This is a genomic window from Roseburia zhanii, from assembly GCF_014287635.1.
GTDB classification, from domain to species: Bacteria; Bacillota; Clostridia; order Lachnospirales; family Lachnospiraceae; genus Roseburia_B; species Roseburia_B zhanii.
The window spans coordinates 37,933-62,337 of sequence record NZ_JACOPH010000009.1; the positions used below are offsets into that span (position 1 = coordinate 37,933).

The 24,405-nt window shown below is 41.4% G+C and carries 24 protein-coding genes; 20 read left to right on the plus strand and 4 right to left on the minus strand.

What is annotated here, in order from left to right:
* Nucleotides 1–128: 128 nt before the first annotated feature.
* The 5 genes from H8S17_RS10835 to H8S17_RS10855 all read left to right on the plus strand — a co-directional run bounded on the left by H8S17_RS10835 (nucleotide 129) and on the right by H8S17_RS10855 (nucleotide 5,122).
* Nucleotides 129–602 (plus strand): NifB/NifX family molybdenum-iron cluster-binding protein, encoded by a 474-nt coding sequence (locus H8S17_RS10835; RefSeq protein WP_186867319.1) that lies wholly within the window; start codon nucleotides 129–131, stop codon nucleotides 600–602.
* 93 nt (nucleotides 603–695) lie between these two features.
* Entirely contained in the window at nucleotides 696–1,571 is an 876-nt protein-coding gene (gene pdxS, locus H8S17_RS10840) for a pyridoxal 5'-phosphate synthase lyase subunit PdxS (RefSeq protein WP_186867320.1), read from the plus strand.
* A gap of 1 nt (nucleotide 1,572) precedes the next feature.
* Nucleotides 1,573–2,139 carry a pyridoxal 5'-phosphate synthase glutaminase subunit PdxT gene (gene pdxT, locus H8S17_RS10845; protein WP_186867321.1) on the plus strand — a complete coding sequence of 189 codons (567 nt, stop codon included), beginning with the start codon at nucleotides 1,573–1,575 and terminating at the stop codon, nucleotides 2,137–2,139.
* 146 nt (nucleotides 2,140–2,285) lie between these two features.
* Nucleotides 2,286–2,591 (plus strand): metal-sensing transcriptional repressor, encoded by a 306-nt coding sequence (locus H8S17_RS10850; protein WP_186867322.1) that lies wholly within the window; start codon nucleotides 2,286–2,288, stop codon nucleotides 2,589–2,591.
* A 14-nt stretch (nucleotides 2,592–2,605) separates the two neighbouring features.
* Complete coding sequence (locus tag H8S17_RS10855; RefSeq protein ID WP_186867323.1) at nucleotides 2,606–5,122, plus strand: heavy metal translocating P-type ATPase; 2,517 nt, start codon at nucleotides 2,606–2,608, stop codon at nucleotides 5,120–5,122.
* Here the strand turns inward: H8S17_RS10855 and H8S17_RS10860 are convergent.
* Nucleotides 5,119–5,277 carry a hypothetical protein gene (locus H8S17_RS10860; protein WP_186867324.1) on the minus strand — a complete coding sequence of 53 codons (159 nt, stop codon included), beginning with the start codon at nucleotides 5,275–5,277 and terminating at the stop codon, nucleotides 5,119–5,121. The genes H8S17_RS10855 and H8S17_RS10860 overlap by 4 nt on opposite strands.
* A 164-nt stretch (nucleotides 5,278–5,441) precedes the next feature.
* Here H8S17_RS10860 and H8S17_RS10865 point away from each other — a divergent pair, with 164 nt between their 5' ends.
* The 3 genes from H8S17_RS10865 to H8S17_RS10875 all read left to right on the plus strand — a co-directional run bounded on the left by H8S17_RS10865 (nucleotide 5,442) and on the right by H8S17_RS10875 (nucleotide 9,430).
* On the plus strand, nucleotides 5,442–6,509 hold the full coding sequence (locus H8S17_RS10865) for a leucine-rich repeat protein (RefSeq protein ID WP_186867325.1): 1,068 nt from the start codon (nucleotides 5,442–5,444) through the stop codon (nucleotides 6,507–6,509).
* Nucleotides 6,510–6,647: 138 nt separating this feature from the next.
* Nucleotides 6,648–7,943, plus strand: a complete 1,296-nt coding sequence (locus H8S17_RS10870) for a vWA domain-containing protein (protein WP_186867326.1) — start codon at nucleotides 6,648–6,650, stop codon at nucleotides 7,941–7,943.
* On the plus strand, nucleotides 7,940–9,430 hold the full coding sequence (locus H8S17_RS10875) for an AAA family ATPase (protein WP_186867327.1): 1,491 nt from the start codon (nucleotides 7,940–7,942) through the stop codon (nucleotides 9,428–9,430). Before H8S17_RS10870 ends, H8S17_RS10875 begins: the two co-directional genes overlap by 4 nt.
* A gap of 76 nt (nucleotides 9,431–9,506) precedes the next feature.
* On the opposite strand, the gene H8S17_RS10880 is transcribed toward H8S17_RS10875, so the two are convergent.
* On the minus strand, nucleotides 9,507–10,376 hold the full coding sequence (locus H8S17_RS10880) for a DegV family protein (protein WP_186867328.1): 870 nt from the start codon (nucleotides 10,374–10,376) through the stop codon (nucleotides 9,507–9,509).
* Nucleotides 10,377–10,785: 409 nt separating this feature from the next.
* Between H8S17_RS10880 and tig the strand changes: the two genes are divergently transcribed.
* From tig to H8S17_RS10935, 11 genes are all read left to right on the plus strand, one after another.
* Nucleotides 10,786–12,117 (plus strand): trigger factor, encoded by a 1,332-nt coding sequence (gene tig, locus H8S17_RS10885; RefSeq protein WP_186867329.1) that lies wholly within the window; start codon nucleotides 10,786–10,788, stop codon nucleotides 12,115–12,117.
* A gap of 45 nt (nucleotides 12,118–12,162) precedes the next feature.
* A complete protein-coding gene (gene clpP / locus H8S17_RS10890; protein ID WP_330595738.1) occupies nucleotides 12,163–12,774 on the plus strand; it encodes an ATP-dependent Clp endopeptidase proteolytic subunit ClpP in 612 nt (203 codons plus the stop codon).
* 30 nt (nucleotides 12,775–12,804) lie between these two features.
* Nucleotides 12,805–14,103, plus strand: coding sequence for an ATP-dependent Clp protease ATP-binding subunit ClpX (gene clpX / locus H8S17_RS10895; RefSeq protein WP_186867331.1), 1,299 nt, complete (start codon nucleotides 12,805–12,807; stop codon nucleotides 14,101–14,103).
* Between the two features lie 95 nt (nucleotides 14,104–14,198).
* The gene (gene lon / locus H8S17_RS10900; protein ID WP_186867332.1) at nucleotides 14,199–16,511 is read left to right on the plus strand and encodes an endopeptidase La; all 2,313 of its coding nucleotides are present in this window, start codon (nucleotides 14,199–14,201) and stop codon (nucleotides 16,509–16,511) included.
* A 14-nt stretch (nucleotides 16,512–16,525) separates the two neighbouring features.
* Entirely contained in the window at nucleotides 16,526–17,137 is a 612-nt protein-coding gene (gene yihA, locus H8S17_RS10905; RefSeq protein ID WP_186867333.1) for a ribosome biogenesis GTP-binding protein YihA/YsxC, read from the plus strand.
* Complete coding sequence (locus H8S17_RS10910) at nucleotides 17,134–18,171, plus strand: metal ABC transporter substrate-binding protein (protein ID WP_186867334.1); 1,038 nt, start codon at nucleotides 17,134–17,136, stop codon at nucleotides 18,169–18,171. Before yihA ends, H8S17_RS10910 begins: the two co-directional genes overlap by 4 nt.
* Nucleotide 18,172: 1 nt before the next feature.
* Nucleotides 18,173–18,991 (plus strand): metal ABC transporter ATP-binding protein, encoded by an 819-nt coding sequence (locus tag H8S17_RS10915; RefSeq protein WP_186867335.1) that lies wholly within the window; start codon nucleotides 18,173–18,175, stop codon nucleotides 18,989–18,991.
* Nucleotides 18,982–19,782: a metal ABC transporter permease gene (locus tag H8S17_RS10920; RefSeq protein ID WP_186867336.1), complete on the plus strand. Its 801-nt coding sequence runs from the start codon at nucleotides 18,982–18,984 to the stop codon at nucleotides 19,780–19,782. Before H8S17_RS10915 ends, H8S17_RS10920 begins: the two co-directional genes overlap by 10 nt.
* A gap of 29 nt (nucleotides 19,783–19,811) precedes the next feature.
* Complete coding sequence (locus tag H8S17_RS10925) at nucleotides 19,812–20,567, plus strand: peptidylprolyl isomerase (RefSeq protein WP_186867337.1); 756 nt, start codon at nucleotides 19,812–19,814, stop codon at nucleotides 20,565–20,567.
* Nucleotides 20,560–20,742, plus strand: coding sequence for a DUF4250 domain-containing protein (locus tag H8S17_RS10930; RefSeq protein ID WP_186867338.1), 183 nt, complete (start codon nucleotides 20,560–20,562; stop codon nucleotides 20,740–20,742). Before H8S17_RS10925 ends, H8S17_RS10930 begins: the two co-directional genes overlap by 8 nt.
* A gap of 17 nt (nucleotides 20,743–20,759) precedes the next feature.
* The gene (locus H8S17_RS10935) at nucleotides 20,760–22,070 is read left to right on the plus strand and encodes an alpha-amylase family glycosyl hydrolase (RefSeq protein WP_186867339.1); all 1,311 of its coding nucleotides are present in this window, start codon (nucleotides 20,760–20,762) and stop codon (nucleotides 22,068–22,070) included.
* A 138-nt stretch (nucleotides 22,071–22,208) separates the two neighbouring features.
* On the opposite strand, the gene proC is transcribed toward H8S17_RS10935, so the two are convergent.
* Nucleotides 22,209–23,015: a pyrroline-5-carboxylate reductase gene (gene proC, locus H8S17_RS10940; protein WP_186867340.1), complete on the minus strand. Its 807-nt coding sequence runs from the start codon at nucleotides 23,013–23,015 to the stop codon at nucleotides 22,209–22,211.
* Nucleotides 23,016–23,062: 47 nt separating this feature from the next.
* Nucleotides 23,063–23,857 (minus strand): enoyl-CoA hydratase-related protein, encoded by a 795-nt coding sequence (locus H8S17_RS10945; protein WP_178050253.1) that lies wholly within the window; start codon nucleotides 23,855–23,857, stop codon nucleotides 23,063–23,065.
* A 350-nt stretch (nucleotides 23,858–24,207) separates the two neighbouring features.
* On the opposite strand from H8S17_RS10945, the gene H8S17_RS10950 reads away from it, so the two are divergent.
* Nucleotides 24,208–24,372 (plus strand): hypothetical protein, encoded by a 165-nt coding sequence (locus tag H8S17_RS10950; protein ID WP_207723404.1) that lies wholly within the window; start codon nucleotides 24,208–24,210, stop codon nucleotides 24,370–24,372.
* Nucleotides 24,373–24,405 lie beyond the last annotated feature (33 nt).

Consider the following 24,405-nt stretch of genomic DNA (forward strand, 5'->3'; position numbering starts at 1 on the left):
TTGCATTACTGGTCTATCGGCAGTCGCAGAAATGTTCAGGTATACAAAAGTAAATACCGTATTAGTGCCAAAAATCAATGGAGATCATATTGAAACGATCGCAAAAACTGTAAAAGAAGCGGATGATTGTGGTAAACAATCATTTTGGAAAAGCAAAACAGTTTTACATCTATCAGGTAAAAGATGATAAACAGCAGTTTGTGGAGATTCGGACGATGACTCCGGTGTGTACTAATGGCAGCCACAAGGATAAGAAACTCATGGAAAATTTACAGAAACTTTCCGACTGCAGGTATCTGTTAGTCAGCAGGATCGGAACGATTGCCGCAAATGCAGCAGAGAGTATCGGCATTGAATGCTATGAGATTCCAGGAATGATCGAAGACTCCATAGAACAGCTGAATGTGTGGAATGATAAAGAGCGGATCATAAGTAAGATACAGGACTTAGAATATGCCACACCGCCGAAAGTGCTGTTTTTAACAGATCAGTATGAAATCAACCAGGCAATCCGGGAGGAAGAAAATGAGATCACATTACTTGTCGGAAGCAGTAATGAAAGGGAGATATTTATGATAACAATGAAAAGTGGCGTGGTATAAAAGTACAAAACTGGCTATTTTGAAATAGCCAGTTTTTTGTATAATGAATTTCAACAAGTCAAAGTAATAAAGCAGATACAAAGGAGAAAATCAATGGAACAGAACAGATATGAATTAAACAAACAGTTAGCACAGATGTTAAAAGGTGGTGTCATCATGGACGTTACGACACCGGAACAGGCAAAGATCGCAGAAGAAGCAGGTGCCTGTGCAGTTATGGCATTAGAGCGTATTCCGGCAGATATCAGGGCAGCAGGCGGGGTATCACGTATGAGTGATCCAAAGATGATCAAAGGCATCCAGCAGGCAGTTTCCATTCCGGTCATGGCAAAATGCCGTATCGGTCATTTCGTAGAGGCACAGATCTTAGAAGCGATTGAGATTGATTATATCGATGAGAGTGAAGTATTATCACCGGCAGATGATATTTACCATATCAATAAAAATGAATTTAAAGTACCATTTGTATGTGGAGCAAGGGATTTAGGAGAAGCACTCCGCCGTATCGCAGAAGGAGCATCTATGATCCGTACAAAAGGTGAGCCGGGAACCGGAGATGTTGTTCAGGCAGTCCGCCATATGCGTGCAATGAATGCAGAGATCCGCCGTGTGCAGAATATGCGGAAGGATGAATTGTTTGAAGCTGCAAAACAGTTACAGGTTCCTGTAGACCTTGTGGAATATGTACATGAAAACGGAAAACTTCCGGTTGTCAATTTTGCAGCTGGCGGTGTCGCAACTCCGGCAGATGCAGCACTGATGATGCAGTTAGGTGCAGAAGGCGTATTCGTAGGTTCCGGTATCTTTAAATCCGGTGATCATAAGAAACGTGCAGCAGCAATCGTTAAGGCAGTTACAAACTATACAGATGCAAAACTGATCGCAGAGCTTTCTGAAGATTTAGGAGAAGCTATGGTTGGTATCAACGAACAGGAAATTGAAATCTTAATGGCTGAGCGGGGAAAATAAAATGACGATTGGAATCTTAGCATTACAGGGAGCATTTGCAGAACATGAACAGATGTTAGAACGGTTAGGTGCAGATTATTTTGAGATCCGGCAGAAAAAGGATTTAGAGCGTGACTTTGACGCTTTCATCCTTCCGGGTGGAGAAAGCACTGTGATGGGAAAACTGTTACATGAACTCGATATGTTTTCAGAGATCAAAGAAAAAATAAATGCAGGACTTCCGGTATATGGAACCTGTGCAGGACTGATCCTTTTAGCAAAAGAAGTGGAAGATGGAGCGGTACAGCTTGGTACCATGGATATCTGTGCAAAGAGAAATGCTTATGGCAGACAGTTAGGCAGTTTTGTGGCAGAAGAAGAATTCAAAGGGATCGGTAAGATACCGATGAATTTTATCCGTGCACCTTATATTGCAAAAGCAGGTGAAAATGTAGAGGTATTAGCAAAAGTCGATGGAAAGATCGTTGCGGCAAGGCAGGGAAACCAGCTTGTAACAGCTTTTCACCCGGAGGTCACAGATGATGTGCGAATACATCAGTATTTCTTAGAGCAGATCGTGAATAAGTAATAAAAGATGTCTGGATAAATAAGTAACAAATCCGGTGGTTTTGGATAGCAATTTCAAAACTGCCGGATTTTTGCATTCAATTTTATACTTGCAAAATACCCCTAAGGGGTATATAATAACACAAAACGCAGAAAAGAGGTATAACAATGGGAGAAGAACGGGAATGTTGTCATCATAGAACCAAAGAGCGTTCAGAAAAAGAATACAAAGATATGATCAATCGCTTAAGCCGCATTGAAGGACAGGTGCGGGGCATCAAGGGAATGGTTGAGAAGAATGCATATTGTCCTGATATTTTAATTCAGGTGGCGGCAGTAACGGCTGCATTAAACAGCTTTAACCGGGTGCTCCTTGCAAACCATATCAAGACCTGCGTAACAGAAGATATCAGGGAAGGAAGGGAAGAAACAGTAGATGAATTACTTGCCACCCTGCAGAAATTGATGAAATGATAGGAGTGATAAAGATGGAACAATATACAGTGACCGGAATGAGCTGTGCTGCCTGCAGTGCCCGCGTGGAAAAGGCAGTCCGGAAAGTACCGGGTGTTACAGACTGTGCCGTCAGCCTTTTGACAAATTCCATGGGAGTAGAAGGAAGTGCATCAGCAGAAGATATTATCCAGGCGGTAGAAGATGCCGGATACGGTGCAGCATTAAAAGGCAGTCACAGTAATGAAGATGCACAGACTAGAGCAAATGAAGAATTATTAAAAGACAAAGATACTCCGGTATTAAAGAAGCGTCTGATCGCATCCATTGGTTTTCTTGCAGTACTGATGTATGTTTCCATGGGACATATGATGTGGAACTGGCCGCTGCCGTCATTTTTTGAAGGCAATCATGTGGCAATGGGACTCTTACAGTTACTGCTCACTGTAGCAATCATGGTGATCAACCAGAAATTTTTTATCAATGGATTTAAGAGTCTGTTTCATTTGTCACCAAATATGGATACCTTAGTTGCACTTGGTTCGATGGCATCTTTTGTCTACAGCACATATGCGTTATTTGCAATGACCGATGCACAGGTAAAAGGTGATATGGATCTTGTCATGCAGTATATGCATGAATTTTATTTTGAATCAGCCGCAATGATCCTGACACTGATCACAGTAGGAAAAATGTTAGAGGCCAGATCCAAAGGAAAAACAACAGATGCATTAAAGAACCTGATCCGCCTTTCACCGACAAAGGCAGCCGTTGTCCGAAACAAAGAAGAAGTTGAAGTCCCAATCGATCAGGTGAAAAAAGGCGATATCTTCGTCGTACGTCCCGGAGAAAATATACCCGTGGACGGTATTGTATTAGAAGGTATCAGTGCTGTAAACGAATCTGCATTGACCGGTGAGAGTATTCCGGTGGATAAAGCTTCAGGGGATCATGTATCACAGGCAACGTTAAACCAGTCAGGATTTTTAAAATGTGAAGCAGTCCGTGTCGGTGAAGATACCGCATTGTCAAAGATCATCCAGTTAGTTAGTGATGCAGCAGCAACCAAGGCACCGATCGCAAAAGTGGCAGATAAAGTATCGGGAGTTTTTGTGCCGGCCGTCATAGGGATTGCCTTAGTTACAATCATCGTCTGGCTGCTTGCCGGAGAGAGTGTCGGTTTTGCACTTGCAAGAGGGATTTCCGTTCTTGTGATCAGCTGTCCTTGTGCATTAGGATTAGCAACACCGGTAGCGATTATGGTTGGAAACGGAGTCGGGGCAAAGCATGGTATCTTATTTAAGACCGCAGTATCGTTAGAAGAAACCGGAAAAGTCCAGATTGTTGCACTTGATAAGACAGGAACGATTACAACGGGCGAACCGACAGTAACCGATATACTGCCGGCAGAAGGCATAAAGGAAGAAGAATTATTATATTATGCCGCATCCTTAGAACAGAAAAGTGAGCATCCATTAGCAGGGGCAGTGATCCGTTATGCGAAGGAAAAGAACCGGAAGACAGAAGATATTGAAGAGTTTGCCGCAGTTGCAGGAAACGGACTGACAGGAAAATTAAATGGCACATTGTTATTTGGCGGTAATGCGAATTTTATCGGAACAAAACTAGAGATCCCATCAGATTCTCTCATGCAGTCAAAACAGCTTGCCGATGAAGGTAAGACACCACTATTCTTCGCAAAAGAAGGACAGTTTTTAGGAATCATTGCAGTTGCCGATGTATTAAAAGAAGAAAGCAGACAGGCAATTGCGGAACTTAAGAATATGGGAATACGTGTTGTCATGCTTACCGGAGATAATGAACGGACAGCAGATGCGATCGGAAAAATGGCTGGTGTCGATGAAGTGATCGCAGGTGTACTGCCGGAAGGCAAAGAGCGTGTGATCCGCTTCTTGAAAGAACAAGGCAAAGTGGCAATGGTCGGTGATGGGATCAACGATGCACCGGCATTGACAAGGGCAGATATGGGAATTGCGATCGGTGCAGGAACCGATGTGGCGATCGATGCTGCAGATGTGGTACTGATGAAAAGTAAAACGACCGATATACCGGCTGCGATACGTCTAAGCCGTGCAGCACTCCGCAATATACACCAGAATCTTTTCTGGGCATTTATCTATAATATCATAGGAATCCCATTAGCCGCAGGAGTATGGATTCCATTATTCGAACTGAAATTAAATCCGATGTTTGGAGCAGCGGCAATGAGTTTATCAAGTTTCTGTGTAGTAACTAACGCACTTCGTCTGAATCTGCTGTCTGTCTATGATGCAGGTAAGGATAAAAAAATAAAAGTAAAAGAGAAGAAGGAGAACAAAACAATGAAAAAAACAATGAAGATCGAAGGTATGATGTGTGGACACTGTGAGGCAAGAGTTAAAAAAACATTAGAAGCATTAGATGCTGTTGCAGAAGCAGAAGTAAGCCATGAAAACGGAACTGCTGTCGTAACTTTAAACAGTGAAGTCGCAGATGATGTATTGAAAAATGCAGTTGAGGAACAGGATTATAAAGTGCTCTCGATCGATTAAGCAGAAATCAACGAAGCAGATGAAATCCTCATTGCAGCTTCTACAGAAGCTGCAATTTCTTCTGATACAAGATCTGCCGATGTCTGCATCGTATTCTTTGCATCAGTGGTTCCTATCTTAGCACTGTTGTTATAAGAAACACTGCCGACGATCACAACGATCACCAGAACAACAGACGCATAGACTAAAGAAAGTTATGTTTTCAGTTTCATAAGATTACCCTCATTTGTTTTTTTATGGAACGCTTTTTTTGTAAAAAATATACAATGAATTTTAAGAAAATTCCTTGTTATAATAAACGGAGAAATAAAGGCTGGATATGGTGATATCTGAGGATTATATGCAGAAGATGGGCAGGAACGGTACAAACGAAAACAGAAAGGGCAGATTGATGGAGCAGATGAACAATTATCGTATCATATGGAAAAAACGGACAGATGGAAGTGCATGTCTGTTAAGAGTTTACGGCGAATTTCCATGTATCAGACTGCCGGAAGAAATAGGTGGCGTTCCGCTGACAGAAATAGCCGCATATTGTTTTGCACCGGTCACGCATTTCAAAGCAGAAACTTCCGATCAACAGGCAGATATTTTCGAAGAAGTAGTCACAGAAGATGGATATTCTGTCAAAAACTTAAGGGAATTAGCAGGAAATGCAATCGAAGAAGTAGAAATACCGGCTTCGGTGCATACCATCGGAAACTGCGCATTTTATAATTGCAGGAATTTAAAAAAGCTGTATCTGCATGGGAAGATCGATCAGTTAGGCAGTGATGCATTTATGAATACGACTGCATTCCATCAGATGATGCTTTTTTATTCGCCTCAGACGGCAGGCGGGGCAGATAAGATATTAAAGCAGATCACATCGGATCTTGAAGTAGTATTTACAGAAGATGGACAGGTTACGGCAAAACTTTTATACCCGGAATATTATGAATCCTATGACGAGATCGCACCGGCACATATTTTTGGCAGGAGCATCACTGGAGAAGGATTCCGGGCTAGACAGTGTATGAAAGACGGCAAGGTTGATCTTGCAGGGTATGATGCAGTCTTTGCACAGGCATGTGTGGAAGAATCAGAGCAGACGCTCTCCCAGATGGCATTAGACCGCCTGTGTTATCCATATGATCTTAAAGAAGAACACAGACAGCAGTACAGCAGTTATGTCAGGGAACACAGCAGTAAAATTGTGATTTCGTTAACAGATAAAAAGGAATTGTCCATCCTGCAGGAACTATATCAGAAAAAGCTGATCGATGACAGAAATCTTGCAGAATGTATGAAAAGAGCAGCAGAAGCAGGCTGGGCAGAAGGTGCGGCAGTATTCTTAGGCTGGCAGGCATCTAAGCGGACACAGCGAAAGAACCGGTACGAGTTCTGACTTGTTGACCCGTCCACACATGAGGAAGGAGTGATTTCCGTTGAAAATCAGCGGATCCCGAATGGGTGTAGAATTGCGGGAGTTGCGTAGCAACGGAGCATTTCGTGTATCATATCATTCGATAAAAGAGGTGAAGAAATGTCACATATCCAGACACAGACAGAATGGGAAGAGGAAATGTCTGCAAAGATCTTAAATTTTGTCAGACGTGAACTATATTTAGAATTTCGCTATATGGAAATGGCATTATCCGCTTTTTCCTATAAAAAAATAGAGGGACTGCTTACCTTTGCAACCGATGGCAGATATTTATATTATTCGACAGAACCCGTTTTCCGGCTGTTTGAAAAAAATACGCCTTTTTTGGACAGGACATATCTGCATGTGGTATTTCACTGTATCTTTAAACATTTATGGATCAGGGGCAGCCAAGATCAACGGCTGTGGGATCTTGCCTGTGATATTGCGGTAGAATATACAATCGATTCGCTTCATGCAGAATGTACAAAACGTATCTTAAGCTACATCAGACAGCAGACATATGAACTTTTAAGAGAAGAAGGGGCAGTATCGGCAGCCATGATCTGCCGGTTGTTAAAAAAGCAAAAGGCAGAACAGATTACTGTTTTAGAACAGGAATTTTATACAGATGACCACAGATTCTGGCCAAAAGAGGAAGAAATGCAGTCGCCGCTTGTAACAGAGGCAAAACAGAACTGGGATAAAACGGCAAGAAGTGTGACCTTAGAGAAAAACCGCAGGGGTGATGATCCAAAAGAGGGGGAAGAAGTCTTAAATGCACAGATACGTGCCGGAAAAAGCCGCAGAAGTTATCGTGATTTTTTACAGAAATTTGCTATTTTGCAGGAAGAAGTACATTTAGATTTAGATGAATTTGATCTCGGATTTTATACCTATGGTCTGAAACTCTATGGAAATCTGCCGCTGATCGAGCCATTAGAAAGCAGGGAAGTCCATAAGATCAAGGAGTTTGTCATTGTGATCGATACGAGTGATTCTACAAGCGGAGCGTTGGTCACTGGATTTTTAGAAGAAACATTTTCCATATTAAAGCAGAAACATAATTTCTTTGAAAAGTGCCATATCCGTATCTTACAATGTGATGATAAAGTACAGATGGATACGAAGATTGAGAGCCGGAAAGATCTTACACATCTGTTGCAGGAATTTCCTTTTGTGGGAGGCGGGGGAACGGATTTTCGTCCTGCATTTTCTTATATAGAAGAATTGCGCAGACATGGGGAATTTAAAAATTTAGGCGGACTTTTATATTTTACGGATGGAAAAGGAATTTACCCAGAGAAAAAGCCGGACTTTAAAACCGCTTTTTTATTTTTAGAAGATTATGACGAAACTGCCATACCGCCTTGGGCGATGCGTCTTAGATTAGAACCGGAGGAATTTGAATTATGAATATCAGACAGGCAAAAGAAGAAATCAGGCATACGATCGGGGCATATCTGAAAAAAGATGAGACCGGAGCATACAAGATTCCTGTACGCAGACAGCGTCCGCTCCTTTTGATCGGTCCGCCGGGGGTTGGAAAAACGCAGATCATGGAGCAGACCGCAAGAGAGTGTGGGATCGGGCTCGTGTCTTATACGATCACGCATCATACCAGACAGAGTGCCATCGGACTGCCATTTATTAAAGAAAGGGAATTTCAGGGAAAGACCTATGCAGTCACCGAATATACGATGAGTGAGATTGTTGCGAGTGTTTATCAGAAGATAGAAGAAACCGGACGCAAGGAAGGAATTTTATTTATTGATGAGATCAACTGCGTATCGGAAACATTAGCACCGACGATGCTGCAGTTTTTACAGTGTAAGCAGTTTGGCAACCAGCAGATACCAGCAGGCTGGCTGATCGTAGCAGCAGGAAATCCGCCGGAATATAACAGATCCGTAAAGGAATTTGATATGGTAACGTTAGACCGCGTTCGGACGATCACAGTAGAAGCAGATAAAAAAGTCTGGATGGAGTATGCAAAAGAGCAGAATCTGCATGGTGCACTTCTTAGTTATTTAGAACTGCGGCCGAAGAATTTTTACCGGATCGAAGCAGATGTGGACGGTATGCAGTATGTGACAGCAAGAGGCTGGGAAGATTTTTCCTATCTTCTGTATGCCTATGAGGAAGAGGATCTTCCGGTGACAGAGGAGATTGTTTATGAATATCTGCACCATAAGGAAGTCGCAGAAGATGTGACTGCATATATCGATCTCTACCGCAAATATCAGGACGATTATGGCATTGATAAGATCCTTTCCGGTCAGGTAAAACCGGCAGTTTTTGCAAGGATCGAGCAGGCAGGATTTGATGAGCGGTTAAGTGTCGTGAACCTGCTGTTAGACGGACTCATGGGATATCTGAAAGCAGCAGATGAGGAAAAACAGCTTACAGATGAATATTTTGCATTTTTACAATCTTACCGCAAGGCATTAGAAACCTGTGACGATCCAGCGGCAGAGTATCAGAAAAGAGAGGATCAGATGCGGCAGGAAGCAAAAGAAAAAGAGCAGGCAGGTCTGTTTGATAAAGCTGAGGTCAAAAAGATGCATAAGCTGTTTAGCCTGTTAAAAGAAGGAGAAGTGAGCAGTCAGACAGCCACAAAAGAAGATGCTTTTGAAGAAGCAAGGATTCCGTTTGAATGCTGCCGTATGGAACTTGAACAGATAGAGGAAGAGGCAAAAAAAGCATTAGAATATGCATTTGACTTTATGGAAGATGCGTTTGGAAAGAGCGAAGAAATGGTCGTGTTTGTGACTGAATTATCCGTCAATAAAGCGGCTGTGGGATTTTTAGCAGAGCATGAATGTAAACGGTATTTTACCTATAATATGGAACTGATGATCGGAAGCAGGAAAAGTGAGATCATGTCAGAGCTAAAGAGATAAAAAAACAGAGAGCGTATAAGGTGTTTGAGTATGCCTTAAAGCTCTCTGTTTTGTATTTGATAAAAGTTTCAATATATTATCTGTAATCACCCATATAAAACAGTGCGATCGTTCCCGGACCGGAGTGTGCACCGATCGTCGGACCAACATAGTTGATCAGGAAACTTTCAATGCCAAATCTCTGCTTCACCAGATCAGCGACATACTGGGCATCAGCAAGGGAATCACCATGACTGATAAAGACAATGTCATTCTGGCTGCGGTAAGCACCCATCTGTTTTTCCATGCTGTCCACAAGTGCCTGTAAAGATTTTTTTCTGCCACGTACTTTAGAAAGTGCGATCAGGTGACCTTCATCATCTACATGCAGGATCGGTTTTACATTGATCATCGTGCCTAAAATAGCAGTTGCCTTTGAAACACGTCCGCCTCTGTGCAGATGAAAAAGATCATCTACGGTAAAATTGTGTACGATGTGCAGTTTATTCTGTTCTACCCAGTCGGCAACTGTATCAAGATCGGCACCCTGTTCTTTGAGCATGACTGCTTTGTGGACCAGCAGACCTTCTCCGAGTGATGCTGCTAAGGAATCAATGATTGTGATCTTGCGATCCGGAAATTCTTCGCTTAATTCTTCTGCTGCGATGCGGGTACTGTTATAACTGCCGCTTAAGCCGGAAGAGAATGCGATATGAAGAATATCATAGCCATCCTTTAAATAAGGAAGAAATATATTTTTAGCATTTTCAGGATTCACCTGTGACGTTGTCGGCATAGAGCCGTTCCGCATTTTTTCATAAAACAGCCTGACATCTAACGGGTTATCCTTAGAATAAGTCGTACCTTCTAACGTGTAAGTAAGCGACATGATACCAAGATCATGTTTTTTGATGTAATCTTCAGGTAAGTCAGTGGTTGTATCTGTCGTAATGATATAATTGTTCATACCAGTCCTCCTCTGCTTTGTTCTTTCGTTGCTGTTCACACCTGACAGTGTGATCAGCAACGATTACAGCCCATTTAAAATGCCTCTGCGAGGCAGGGCTGTAATCACACAATAATTAACATTATGGCGCATAGATTGACAGCGCGGTGTCAAGCTTGCGTCTGAACAGTAACGTTCTATCCCATAAACATACATATCATACCATTTTCGAATCGTAAAATCTACTTGTATTTTAAAAATGCATATGCTATAATACTTCAATGACTGCAGGCGGTGGAAGTATGCCTATTTTTCAGAACACTTACAATCGGGCATGTTGCCGCAGAAGAAAGAGAACGTATATTGTAACTATGAAAGTACTGAATAGTTACCGTACATCTATTTATATATAAGGAGGAAAACAGTTATAATGAGTGTACAGGTAGAGAATTTAGAGAAGAACATGGCAAAACTTACCATCGAAGTGTCAGAGGATAAGTTAGAAGAGGCATTACAGAAGGCATATTTAAAACAGAAGAATAAGATCAGCCTTCCGGGATTCCGTAAAGGAAAAGTGCCAAGAAATATGATCGAGAAAATGTATGGACCGGAAATATTCTTTGAAGACGCAGCAAATATGCTGATCCAGGAGAATTATGGTGCAGCAGTAGATGAGAGCGGAGCAGATATCGTATCCCGTCCATCTATCGATGTAACACAGATCGAAAAAGGAAAACCTTTCATCTTCACAGCAGAAGTAGCTGTAAGACCGGAAGTAAAACTTGGTAAATACATGGGAGTTACTGTAACAAAGATCGACACAACGGTAACAGACGAAGAAGTAGATGAAGCAGTAGAAAAAGAAAGAGATAACAATGCAAGAACAATCACTGTAGAAGACCGTGCGATTGAAAACGGTGATACAGCAGTGATCGATTTTGAGGGATTTGTCGATGGCGTTCCATTTGAAGGCGGCAAAGGCGAGAATCATTCCTTAGAGATCGGTTCCCACTCTTTCATTGATACATTTGAAGATCAGCTGATCGGTAAGAATACAGGTGATGAAGTAGAAGTGAATGTTACTTTCCCGGAAGAATACCATGCAGCAGATTTAGCAGGAAAACCGGCAATGTTCAAAGTTAAGATCCATGAGATCAAAGCAAAAGAACTGCCAGAATTAGATGACGAGTTCGCACAGGACGTATCTGAATTTGATACATTAGCAGAGTACAAAGAGAACTTAAAGAAGAATATTGCTGAAAGAAAAGAAGCAGAAGCAAGAAGAACAAAAGAAGATGAAGCGATCAGAAAGATCGTAGAGAAATCTTCCATGGAGATTCCGGATGCAATGATCGATACACAGGTAGAAAGTATGATCGAAGAATTTGCACAGAGAATCGCACAGCAGGGATTAAGCTTTGAACAGTATATGCAGTTCTCCGGCATGACAATGGATAAGATGAAGGATCAGGTAAGACCGGAAGCTGTCAGCCGTATCGAGAGCAGCCTTGTATTAGAGCAGATCGCAAAAGATGAGAATATCGAAGTATCCGATGCAGATGTAGATGCAGAGATTGATAAGATGGCATCTATGTATGGCATGGAAGCAGATAAGATCAAAGAATACATGGGTGATGCAGAGAAAGAGTCCATGAAGAAAGATCTTGCGATCCAGAAAGCCGTTGATCTTATCATGGATAATATCAAAGAACGTGCAAAAGCAAAGAGCAAGAAAGAAAAAGATGAGGCAGAAGCTGAATAAGCCATAGCCACAGGCCGGCTCATAAGAGCCGGTCTGTTTAACATTATAAAGAGTCAGGAGGCAGCAGAGATGAGTTTAGTACCTTACGTCATTGAACAGACCAGCAGAGGCGAGCGTAATTACGATATCTATTCAAGATTGTTAAAGGATAGGATTATTTTCTTAGGAGAAGAAGTGAATGAAACAACAGCAAGTTTAGTTGTTGCACAGCTTTTATTCCTTGAATCTGAGGATCCGGGAAAAGATATTCAGTTATACATCAATTCTCCGGGCGGTATGGTAACAGCAGGACTTGCAATCTATGATACCATGCAGTATATCAAGTGTGATGTATCTACGATCTGTATCGGACTTGCAGCAAGCATGGGAGCATTTTTATTAGCAGGCGGTACAAAGGGCAAGAGAATGGCACTTCCAAATGCAGAGATCATGATCCATCAGCCATCCGGTGGTGCAAAAGGTCAGGCAACGGAGATTGAGATTGCAGCAGAAAATATCTTAAAGACAAAGAAACGCTTAAATGAAATCCTTGCAGAGAATACAGGAAAGCCATACGAAACGATCGCTGCTGATACAGAAAGAGATCATTATCTTTCAGCAGAAGAAGCAAAAGAGTATGGTCTGATCGATTATGTAATTACAAAGCGGGAAAAATAATATTTATATGTTTTCATATGGAGTGAAGTTATGGCAGGAAGAAATATAATTGGCGGCGACAGCAAAGTTCACTGCTCATTCTGTGGAAAATCACAGGCGCAGGTCAGAAAGCTGATCGCAGGTCCGGGTGGAGCATTTATCTGTGATGAATGTGTCGATATCTGTGCAGAGATCATTGAGGAAGAATTAGAAGAAGAAGGCGAAGAAAGAGAAGACCGCGAAAAAGTGTCAGACTGGCAGGAAATCAATCTGTTAAAGCCGGAAGAGTTAAAGTCTTTCTTAGATGAATATGTAGTTGGTCAGGACAATGCAAAGAAAGTATTGTCAGTAGCCGTATATAACCACTATAAGAGAATTTTAGCAGGTGCAGATTTAGATGTGGAATTGCAAAAGAGTAATATCTTAATGTTAGGTCCTACCGGTTCCGGTAAGACTTATCTGGCACAGACCTTAGCACGTATTTTAAATGTACCATTTGCAATCGCAGATGCGACAACACTTACAGAAGCAGGTTATGTCGGAGAGGACGTAGAGAATATTCTCTTAAAGATCATTCAGGCGGCAGATTACGATATCAAACGTGCAGAACATGGAATCATTTATATAGATGAGATCGATAAGATCACGAAGAAGTCTGAAAATGTTTCAATTACAAGGGATGTATCCGGAGAAGGTGTACAGCAGGCACTTCTTAAGATCTTAGAAGGAACGGTAGCATCTGTTCCTCCACAGGGCGGCAGAAAACATCCACAGCAGGAACTGATCCAGATCGATACAACCAATATCCTCTTTATCTGCGGTGGAGCATTTGATGGTCTTGAGAAGATCATCGAAACCCGTATGGATTCTAAGTCAATCGGATTTAATGCAACCGTCCGTGATAAAAAAGAAGTCAATGTCGGAGAAGCATTTAAACATGCCATGCCGCAGGATTTCATCAAGTTTGGTCTGATACCGGAATTTATCGGACGTGTGCCGGTCACAGTGTCATTAGATTCATTGGATAAAGAAGCATTGATCCGTATCTTGACAGAACCGAAGAATTCACTGGTAAAACAGTACAAAAAGCTGTTTGAATTAGATGGAGTGACATTAGACTTTGATCAGGATGCATTAGAAGCAGTTGCAGCGAAGTCTGTAGAGCGACAGACCGGTGCGAGAGGATTGCGTGCGATCATGGAAAATGTGATGATGGATCTGATGTATAAGATCCCATCGGACGAATCTATTACCGAGTGTACGATCAATAAAGAGCTGGTGGAAGAAAAAGGATTTATTGATTCCATCGACGAGAATAAAGAAGAACTATTAGAATCAAAGAGTGCATAAACTGCGATTGTGCAGTCAAATGTGGGGCTGTCACAGGAATCGGAGAACCGGTTGCTGTTGACAGCTTTTCTCAACATGAAAGAAGGGACAAAAGATTGAGAGATATCAGTATTACAATACCGGCAGTCGCATTACGGGGAATGACAATCTTGCCGGGCATGGTGGCACATTTTGATGTCAGCAGGGAGAGATCCATAAAAGCAGTAGAAGAAGCAATGATGGGTGAGCAGAATATTTTCCTGGTTACCCAGAGAGATGTCGAGGACGACGATCCGCAGATTGACGATCTGTATCATATCGGAATCCTTGCAAAGATCAAGCAGGTCATTAAGATGCAGCATGGGATCGTGCGTATTTTAGTAGAAGGTGAAAAACGTGCGGAACTGTTAGGATTTGTAGAGTCAAAGCCATTTTTATTAGCAGAAGTAAGCCTTCTTGAAGCAGAAGATGAAGAATATTCCACAGAGGTAAAAGAGGGAATGCTGCGTGCCGTTCAGGAAACATACAGACGTTATGCAGCTTTAAATCCAAAAGCCGGAAAAGAATTTTTACATCAGGTATCTGAAACAAAAGATGCAGATAAGTTAATGGATCTGATCGTCAATAACCTGCCGGTATATTATGAAGAAAAACAGAAATATTTAGAAGCAGTAACCATCGAAGAACGCTATGAAGTGCTGATGGAATTACTGCTCAGCGAGATCAATATCATATCGATCAAAAAAGATTTTCAGGAAAAAGTAAAACAGCGGGTAGATAAGAATCAGAAAGAATATCTGCTGCGTGAGCAGATGAAAGTGATCCGTGAAGAATTAGGAGAAGATAATACAGAATCGGACGCAGACCAGTTTTTACAGGCATTGAAGAAGATAAAAGCCAAAAAAGATGTAAAAGAAAAGATTAAAAAAGAGATCGACCGCTTTAAAAATATCGGCACCAATTCTTCCGAAAGTGCTGTTGCAAGAGGCTACATTGAAACCTTATTAGAACTTCCATGGGATAAGGCATCAAAAGATAATAAAGATTTGAAAAATGCGGCAAAAGTCTTAGATGACGATCATTACGGACTTGAAAAAGTAAAAGAGCGTATGCTCGAATTTCTTGCAGTAAGGAATTTAACCAGCAAAGGAGAAAGCCCGATCATCTGTTTAGTCGGTCCTCCGGGAACCGGAAAGACAAGTATTGCAAGATCCGTTGCAAGAGCATTAGATAAAGAATATGTGCGTATCTGCTTAGGCGGTGTCAGAGATGAAGCGGAGATCCGCGGACACAGAAGAACCTATGTTGGTGCCATGCCGGGAAGGATCGCAACAGGACTCAGGACGGCGGGAGTGAAAAATCCGCTGATGTTATTAGATGAGATCGATAAGGTCAGCAGCGACTATAAAGGAGATACGTCTTCCGCACTGCTTGAAGTGCTCGATGCAGAACAGAATAGCAGATTCAGGGATCATTATGTAGAAATACCGATCGATCTTTCGGAAGTACTCTTTATTGCAACAGCCAATTCCGCACAGGATATTCCAAGGCCGTTATTAGACCGTATGGAACTGATCGAAGTCAGCAGTTATACGGAGAATGAGAAGATGCATATTGCAAAAGAGCATTTAGTCCGTAAGCAGATCAAGAAAAACGGTCTGAAAAAAGACCAGTTAAGCATCAGTGAAGAAGCTCTTTCCATGGTGATACGCGGATATACAAGAGAAGCCGGCGTGCGAAGCCTAGAGCGTAAGTTAGGTGAGATCTGCAGAAAAGCTGCCCGCGAGATCTATGAAGGCAACAAGAAAAAAGTAACCGTTACGAAGAAAAATTTGGAGCAGTTCTTAGGAAAAGAAAAATATACATTTGACATGGCAGGCAAAACCGATGAAATCGGAATTGTCCGAGGACTTGCATGGACAAGCGTCGGTGGAGATACCTTAGAGATCGAAGTCAATGTCATGCCTGGAAAAGGTGAATTTAAACTGACCGGACAGTTAGGAGATGTGATGAAGGAATCCGCACAGGCGGGTATCAGCTATATCCGTTCTGTCAGTGAGAAGTTTGACATTCCAAAAGAATTTTTCAAGGAAAATGATATCCATATCCATATCCCGGAGGGTGCCGTTCCAAAAGACGGACCATCTGCGGGAATTACGATGGCAACTGCAATGTTATCAGCAATCACAAAGAAGAAAGTGCGGGCTGATGTGGCAATGACCGGAGAGATCACCCTGCGTGGCAGAGTCCTTCCGATCGGTGGCTTAAAGGAAAAGACGTTAGCTGCGAAAAATGCAGGCATTAAGACCATCTGTGTACCGAAGAAGAATGAAAAAGATATGGACGAGATACCAGGCGAGATCAAAAATGGCTTAAAGATCGTATACGTGGAAACAATGGAGGATGTGTTAGACACAGCATTTGTATAAAGGAGTACAGATTTATGGTAATTAAAAATATAGAACTTGAAACCGTCTGCGGCATTACAAGTACACTGCCGGATAATACACTTCCGGAGGTCGCATTTGCCGGAAAATCGAATGTGGGAAAGTCATCTTTGATCAACGGACTGATGAACCGGAAATCATTAGCAAGGACTTCAGCCCAGCCGGGAAAGACACAGACGATCAATTTTTATAATATCAATCAGGCAATGTATTTAGTAGACCTTCCGGGGTATGGCTATGCAAAAGTATCCGAGTCAGAAAAGAAGAAATGGGGCGTGATGATCGAAAATTACCTGCATACTTCAAAACAGTTACGGGCAGTATTTCTATTGATCGATATCCGGCATGATCCGTCAGCAAATGATAAGACGATGTATGACTGGATGGTCTATCAGGGATTTGAACCGATCATCATTGCAACAAAATTAGATAAGATCAAACGCAGTCAGGTGCAGAAAAATATCAAGGCGATCCGTACAGGCTTAGATGTCCGTCCGGGAACAAAGATCTTCCCATTTTCCGCAGAAACCAAGCAGGGAAGGGACGAGATCTGGGACTATATTGATTCATTAGTTTTAGAGCAGGAAAGTGATGAGGTATCTGAATGAAACATAAATACCGTTTTACCGCACTATTGCTGATTACAGTGGCGGCATGTGCATGTTTGTTAACAGGTATTTACAGAAGATGGCAGACCACAGAAGAAGACACGGAGAAAGTGATCGTAGTGACTTCGTTTTATCCGATGTATATTGCAACAGAAAATGTGGCAGGGGACTGTACTGCCATCGAGGTGAAAAATTTAAGTGAGCCGCAGACAGGCTGTCTGCATGATTTCCAGCTGACACCGGAAGATATGAAACTGTTGTCAACAGCAGATATGTTTGTGATCAATGGCGGCGGAATGGAATCTTTCTTAGATGATGTGACCAAGCAGTATCCTAAGCTGAATATCGTCGAAACAATCGCTGATGAAGCAGATGAAGTTGATACAGATGGCCAGGAAACGATACATGGTCACGAAGATACACCAGATCATGCAGAAGAAACCGAACATACGCACAGCCATGAGGAAGATGCAGACGATCATGGCAGTGAGGAAGGCAGCCACGAACATGGACATACACATGACAATGCACATGAATGGATGAGTGTCAGCCATTACCGCAGTCAGGTGGAGAAGATCAAGGATGCCCTGTGTGAAGCATTTCCGGAATATCAGGAAGTCTTTCAGGAAAATGCAAAAGCCTATGATGACAAGCTTGCCGCTTTGCAGGCACAGCAGGAGAAGATCGAAAAAGCGGCTTCTGGTACAAAGATCATTACTTTCCATGAAGCCTATGAATATGTCGCAGAAGATTATGGACTTGACATCTGTTATACGATGGATTTAGATGAAGAACGTCAGATCAGTGCAGGAGAAGTTGCAGATGTTTTAAAAGAGATCAATGAAAATGATGTGAAGATCATTTTAGCAGAAAAACTCTATGGAAGCAAACTTGCAGAAACAATCCAAAAAGAAGCAGATGTAAACGTCTATTATCTGGATACCTTAGTGCGTGGAGATTACGATAAAGAAAGTTATATCAAGGGAATGCAGGAAAATATCAATATTTTAAAAGCAGCGTTTGGAGTGGATTAGTATGAAAAAAATCATTCAGCCATGTGGACTTCATTGTATCAAAGTGAATCATTTAGGCGTGCGTTTTGGTGAACAGGTCATCTTAGAGGATATCAACCTTCATATCCACTGTGGAAGTTTAAATGCGATCATCGGGAAAAATGGTGCAGGAAAATCGACGCTGATCAAGGCAATCTTAAATGATATTCCACATGAAGGTGACATTGAATTTAAGGACAGGGAAAATGGCAGGATACAGAAATTAAAGATCGGTTATGTGCCGCAGAGTATCAATATCGAGAAAAATACACCGGTCAGTGTCTATGATCTGATCGCAAGCTACCAGTTCCGTTTCCCTGTTTTTCTGAAAAAAAGCAAAAAGATCGAAGAAAAGATCAAACAGGCATTAGAAGTATTTGAAGCCGAAGACTTGATAGATAAACAGGTCTGCAATCTCTCCGGTGGTCAGTTACAGAGAGTACTTCTAGCCATGGCTGTCATGGATGAACCGAATCTGTTGCTCTTAGATGAACCGGTATCCGGTGTAGACCAGAACGGTATGGAGCTGTTTTACCGTAATATGCAGTATCTGAAAGAAAATTTTGACCTGTCAATCATACTGATCTCACATGATCTTGATTATGTGGCAAAGTATGCGGATAAGGTGATCTTATTAGATAAGAGCATTTTAAGGGAAGGAACGCCAAAAGAAGTATTCCAGAGTGAAGAATTTAAACAGATCTTTGGTGCAGAGGAACTTCCAGACTATGTACGGCGGGAGAAAAAAGACCGTAGCAGCCAGATCGCATCGAAATTAGAGGGAGGCAGCTTATGGGATTAGAATATGGATTTATGAGAAATGCATTTGTTGCCATATTGATCATCACACCGCTGTTTGGTATGTTAGGAACGATGATCGTCAGCCGTAAGATGGCATTTTTTTCAGATGCATTAGGACATTCGGCATTGACAGGAATTGCATTCGGTGTCATTTTAGGAGTGGCAGATACCAATATTACAATGGTGGTGTTTGGCATCGCATTTGCCCTTCTGTTAAATTATATCAGCAGTAAAAGCGGAACATCGACCGATACGATCATTTCTGTTTTTTCGTCCTGCAGTGTAGCTATAGGACTTGCGATTTTATCAAAAGGCGGGAATTTCAGCAAATATTCAAGCCTGTTAGTCGGAGATATCTTAAGTATCTCAAAATGGGAGATCGTATCCTTATTTGTGATCTTTGTTGTGGCATATGTATTCTTTTTCTGTTGTTTTAATTATTTACATGCAGCAAGTATCCACAGGACATTAGCAAAAAGCAGACAGATACCGGTGCGGCTTGTGGAGAATCTTTTTGCTGTACTGATCGCAGTGATCGTTATGTTATCGATCAAATGGGTAGGAATCCTGATCATCAATGCATTACTGATCCTGCCTGCAGCAGCAAGCAGAAATCTTTCAGCCAATATGAGGGAATATCATTTCTTTTCGATATTATTTTCCCTGTTTTCAGGGATTTTAGGACTGTTTGTATCTTATTATACAAACGTGGCAACAGGACCGATGATCGTGATATTTGCATCGATCCTGTATTTTGCCACCTATCTGTATACACGTAAATATCAGGGGTAGCCCTGAAAAAATAAAAAGGAGCATTACGAATGAGTGAAAAAATTTTAGCAGTATCAGCAGGACATGAAATTACAGAACAGGAATTAAAAGACCTGATTGCAAACTATCCGCCGGAGCAGCAGATCTATTTATCCAGCCCGCAGGCAAAGGACGAAGTCTTAGAGCAGCTCATTGGATTTTATCTCTTTGCAAAAATGGCAGAAGAAGAAAAGATCAAAGAGAGCAAAGAGTACAAAGAAACACTTGCAAAAATGGAAAACGAATTAGCAAGCCATATGGCAGCTACCAGTGTGATCGATAAGGTGACACTTGAAGATGGTGAAGCAAAAGCATTTTATGATAACAATCCGGCACAGTTTACAGCAGATGCACAGGTGAAAGCAAAGCATATCTTAGTCGAAAAAGAAGAAGATGCCAATAAGATCGCAGATGAGATCAAAGCAGGAAAATCTTTTGAGGATGCAGCCAAAGAATATTCCACCTGCCCATCAAAAGAAAAAGGCGGGGATTTAGGATATTTTGGAAAAGGACAGATGGTGCCGGAATTTGAAAAAGCCGCATTTGAAGCAGCGATCGGCGAAGTATCTGCTCCGGTCAAGACACAGTTTGGCTATCATCTGATCTTAGTAGAAGATAAAAAAGAAGCACAGGTCATGGACTTTGAATCTGTAAAAAACCAGTTAGAAGAAAAACTGTTACAGCAGAAAAAACAGAGTGCTTACATGGAAACATTAAAAGACCTGGAATCAAAATATGGTGTAGAAAGAAAGTTGAAAAATGTATAATCAGTTACCGAATGATGCAGTCATGCTATTAAGTTATATCAATATGCAGTTAAGAGATCATTATGATTCCTTTGAGGATCTCTGTTTATCCTTACAGGTATCAGCAGATGAGATTTCAAAGAAGTTAGCAGAAATTGATTACATCTATGATGCAGATGCAAATCAGTTTAAATAAAAAAGGAGATGACAGATATGTGGGCATATGAAAGTGTATTTTATCAGATCTATCCGTTGGGATTTTGTGGAGCACCTTTTGAAAATGACGGCATTTTAACACATAGGATCTTAAAGGTGAAAGAGTGGATTCCACATATGAAGAAGTTAGGGATCAATGCCATTTATTTTTCACCTGTATTTGAATCCGACACACATGGGTATAATACAAGAGATTATACAAAGATCGATTGTCGTCTTGGTACGAATGAGGACTTTAAACAAGTTTGTGATGCATTACATGAAGCAGGCATCAAAGTTGTATTAGACGGTGTATTTAACCATGTCGGACGGGGATTTTTCGCTTTCCGTGATGTGGTGGAAAAGAGAGAAAATTCTGAATATAAAGACTGGTTCCATATTGATTTTGGCGGTAATTCGAATTATAATGACGGACTCTGGTATGAAGGCTGGGAAGGTAATTATGATCTGGTCAAATTAAATCTGTACAATCCGGCAGTTGTAGATCACATTTTTGCTGCAATCAAAGGCTGGGTGGAAGAATTTGATATTGATGGATTGCGATTAGATGTTGCATACTGTCTGACACCGGATTTCTTACGTTCATTACACCAGTATACAAAGGGATTGAAAGAAGATTTCTATCTGCTGGGAGAAACACTTCATGGCGATTATAACCAGTGGATGAATCCTGAAATGCTCGATTCGGTGACAAATTATGAATGTTATAAGGGATTGTACTCCAGTTTTAATTCGATGAATATGTTTGAGATCAACCATTCCCTGTTAAGACAGTTTGGACCGGAAAACTGGACATTATACCGCGGAAAACATATGCTCAGCTTTGTCGATAACCATGATGTGACAAGAGTAGCATCGATCCTTTCCAATGAAAAACATCTGCCGTTGATCTATGCACTGTCCTTTGGTATGCCGGGGATTCCATGCATATATTATGGAAGTGAGTGGGGAGCAAAGGCAAGAAAAGAAGAAGGCGATCCTGCACTCCGGGCATGTTTTGATGCTCCGGTTGAAAATGAACTGACAGAATGGATCGGCAAACTTGCCGAAGCAAAGAAACATTCCGAAGCATTAAATTACGGAGATTTCCGTTCCGTATTATTGACAAATAAGCAGTGCATTTTTGAGAGAAAAAGTGAGCACGAGCGTGTCTATGTAGCAATCAATGCAGATGGGGAAAACTATCATGCAGATTTTGATGCAGGCTGTGGAATGGCTGTGGATCTGATCACAGGAGAGAAACACGATTTTGGCGGTGGCAGTGATCTTCCGGCGTATAGTGCTTATTTCTGGAAGATGGAGCATTAGAATATAGCAGATGATGGTACAACACGGTATTTAAACACTTGTAAGTTATGTAAAAATGTGATTTAAGCAGTTGCAGCAGTCATATAAAAAAGGGTAACAGACATAGTATCTGTTACCCTTTATATATGCATGGAAAATTTATTTTCCCATATCTTTGGATTTTGCAACACAGCATCTCTGTGCAGAGATCACAGCATCGCGCAGTCCTTTTTCTTCTAATTTTGCAACAGCAGCGATCGTTGTTCCACCCGGTGAGCATACAGCATCTTTTAATACGCCTGGATGGGTATTTGTTTCTAATACCATCTTTGCAGCACCATAGACGGACTGTGCAGCGAATTTGTATGCCTGTGTACGAGGCATTCCATCTGCGACAGCGGCATCTGCCATTGCTTCGATAAACATATATACATAGGCAGGAGAAGAACCGCTGACACCGACAACAGCGTCCATCAAAGATTCCGGTACAACTTCTGCTTTGCCAAAACTCTCAAAGATCGCAACTACAGACTGTAATTCTTCTGTGGATACGTGTTCATTCGGGCTTAATGCAGACATTGCCTCTAATACCATAGCCGGAGTGTTTGGCATCGCCCGTACGATTTTTACAGGTTTACCAAAATAGTCATCTAATTTTGAATGGCTGACACCGGCAGCAATGGCAACGATCAATTTATCATCATCAATGATATCACGGATTTCTTCAATGACATCTTCATACAGATAAGGTTTTACAGCTAAAAAGATAATATCCGCCGTTTTTGCAACCGTTGTATTATCTAAAGTTGTCTGTATGCCGTACGAAGCGGCAAGCCGGTCTAAAGTAGCCTGTGTATGGGCACTTGCGATAATAGATTCAGCAGTACTTAAGTTAGAACTTAAAAGTCCGCTGATCATAGCACTTCCCATGTTGCCTCCGCCAATAAAACCGATTTTTTTGTTCATAGCAGCGTTCTCTCCTTTAATGATGTATGTAAGCTTGTGTTTACGGATTAGAAATCTGTCAGATCAGCAGCTCTCTTCTCAAGGAAAGCTGTCATTCCTTCTTTTTTATCATGTGTAGAACATGTAACGCCGAATAAGTTAGCTTCCATTTCTACAGCATTTTTGATATCCATATCATAACCGTTGTTGATAGCAGCTTTTGCGATAGCTACAGCATAGCTTCCTTTAGAGATGATCTTCTTAGCCATCTTAGTAGCTGTTTCCATCAATTCTTCCTTCGCAACAACTTTATTTACAAGGCCGATGCGGTAAGCTTCAGCAGCGTCGATATTATCACATGTGAAGATCATTTCTTTTGCACGTCCCATGCCAACTAAACGGGCAAGTCTCTGTGTTCCACCGAATCCCGGAATGATACCAAGTCCACATTCAGGCTGTCCGAAAATTGCATTGTCAGAAGCAATACGGATATCACAAGCCATGGAGATCTCACATCCACCGCCAAGTGCAAAACCGTTGACTGCAGCGATCGTTACCTGACGCATGTTCATCAGTTTGAAGAATGGAACAGAAGCTTTCATACCAAAAGCTCTTGCTTCTGCAGCTGTGAAGTTCACCATTTCAGCGATATCGGCACCGGCAACGAAAGATTTGAATTCATTACCTTTCTTATCAGCACCACCTGTTAAGATCAGGACTTTGATGTCATCTCTGCCTTCGATCTCTGTTAAAACTTCGTTTAATTCGTCTAATGTTTCGGAATTTAATGCATTTAATGCGGCTGGTCTGCTGATCTTTAATACTGCGATCTCGTCAGCAACTTCTAATACTAAATTATTCATGGAAAAAACCTCCTGATTTTAAATAGTAGATGGATATACTATGACTCCATCCGTTATTGATACATAACACAGCAATTATACACCTAATGGGACACTTTGACAATAATTTAACAATAAAAACTTGAGATTCCCGGTAGCTAAGCGGTTGGGTGGTACTTAGGTACAGCTTGGTAGATGGTGTTGTTGGAATTGTTCTATCTGTATTTGGTTGAAAAATGCAGTTACATCACAACTATTCGGTTGAAAAAAGCAGCTAATTTACGTTTATTCGGTTGAAAAAGTGTGATGATCATGGATGTATCAGGTGAATTGTGCTAAACTATAAGAAAAGCAGTATAGAAAGACGTAATATGTATGGAACGGAAAACGTTAAGCAAATTACTGAAATGGAAAGAAAAAAAGCATTTGAAAGTACGGCATATTTTAATTTTGATGGTAATGCCGGATTAAAATCCATCTTCGATTTTGATGTAGAGAGGATTGTTGATGAACTTGCAAATATAGTTTATGTATGATATGGCAGTAAATGAAATGTTTGAGACAAATAG

Coding starts and splice junctions, on each gene's coding strand:
- H8S17_RS10950 (WP_207723404.1), top strand. CDS start 24,208: ATGTATGGAACGGAAAACGTTAAGCAAATTACTGAAATGGAAAGAAAA.
- H8S17_RS10920 (WP_186867336.1), top strand. CDS start 18,982: ATGGGATTAGAATATGGATTTATGAGAAATGCATTTGTTGCCATATTG.
- H8S17_RS10865 (WP_186867325.1), top strand. CDS start 5,442: ATGGTGATATCTGAGGATTATATGCAGAAGATGGGCAGGAACGGTACA.
- H8S17_RS10875 (WP_186867327.1), top strand. CDS start 7,940: ATGAATATCAGACAGGCAAAAGAAGAAATCAGGCATACGATCGGGGCA.
- H8S17_RS10870 (WP_186867326.1), top strand. CDS start 6,648: ATGTCACATATCCAGACACAGACAGAATGGGAAGAGGAAATGTCTGCA.
- H8S17_RS10930 (WP_186867338.1), top strand. CDS start 20,560: ATGTATAATCAGTTACCGAATGATGCAGTCATGCTATTAAGTTATATC.
- proC (WP_186867340.1), bottom strand. CDS start 23,015: ATGAACAAAAAAATCGGTTTTATTGGCGGAGGCAACATGGGAAGTGCT.
- clpX (WP_186867331.1), top strand. CDS start 12,805: ATGGCAGGAAGAAATATAATTGGCGGCGACAGCAAAGTTCACTGCTCA.
- H8S17_RS10850 (WP_186867322.1), top strand. CDS start 2,286: ATGGGAGAAGAACGGGAATGTTGTCATCATAGAACCAAAGAGCGTTCA.
- H8S17_RS10880 (WP_186867328.1), bottom strand. CDS start 10,376: ATGAACAATTATATCATTACGACAGATACAACCACTGACTTACCTGAA.
- pdxS (WP_186867320.1), top strand. CDS start 696: ATGGAACAGAACAGATATGAATTAAACAAACAGTTAGCACAGATGTTA.
- H8S17_RS10935 (WP_186867339.1), top strand. CDS start 20,760: ATGTGGGCATATGAAAGTGTATTTTATCAGATCTATCCGTTGGGATTT.
- H8S17_RS10910 (WP_186867334.1), top strand. CDS start 17,134: ATGAAACATAAATACCGTTTTACCGCACTATTGCTGATTACAGTGGCG.
- pdxT (WP_186867321.1), top strand. CDS start 1,573: ATGACGATTGGAATCTTAGCATTACAGGGAGCATTTGCAGAACATGAA.
- H8S17_RS10855 (WP_186867323.1), top strand. CDS start 2,606: ATGGAACAATATACAGTGACCGGAATGAGCTGTGCTGCCTGCAGTGCC.
- yihA (WP_186867333.1), top strand. CDS start 16,526: ATGGTAATTAAAAATATAGAACTTGAAACCGTCTGCGGCATTACAAGT.
- H8S17_RS10945 (WP_178050253.1), bottom strand. CDS start 23,857: ATGAATAATTTAGTATTAGAAGTTGCTGACGAGATCGCAGTATTAAAG.
- tig (WP_186867329.1), top strand. CDS start 10,786: ATGAGTGTACAGGTAGAGAATTTAGAGAAGAACATGGCAAAACTTACC.
- H8S17_RS10925 (WP_186867337.1), top strand. CDS start 19,812: ATGAGTGAAAAAATTTTAGCAGTATCAGCAGGACATGAAATTACAGAA.
- H8S17_RS10915 (WP_186867335.1), top strand. CDS start 18,173: ATGAAAAAAATCATTCAGCCATGTGGACTTCATTGTATCAAAGTGAAT.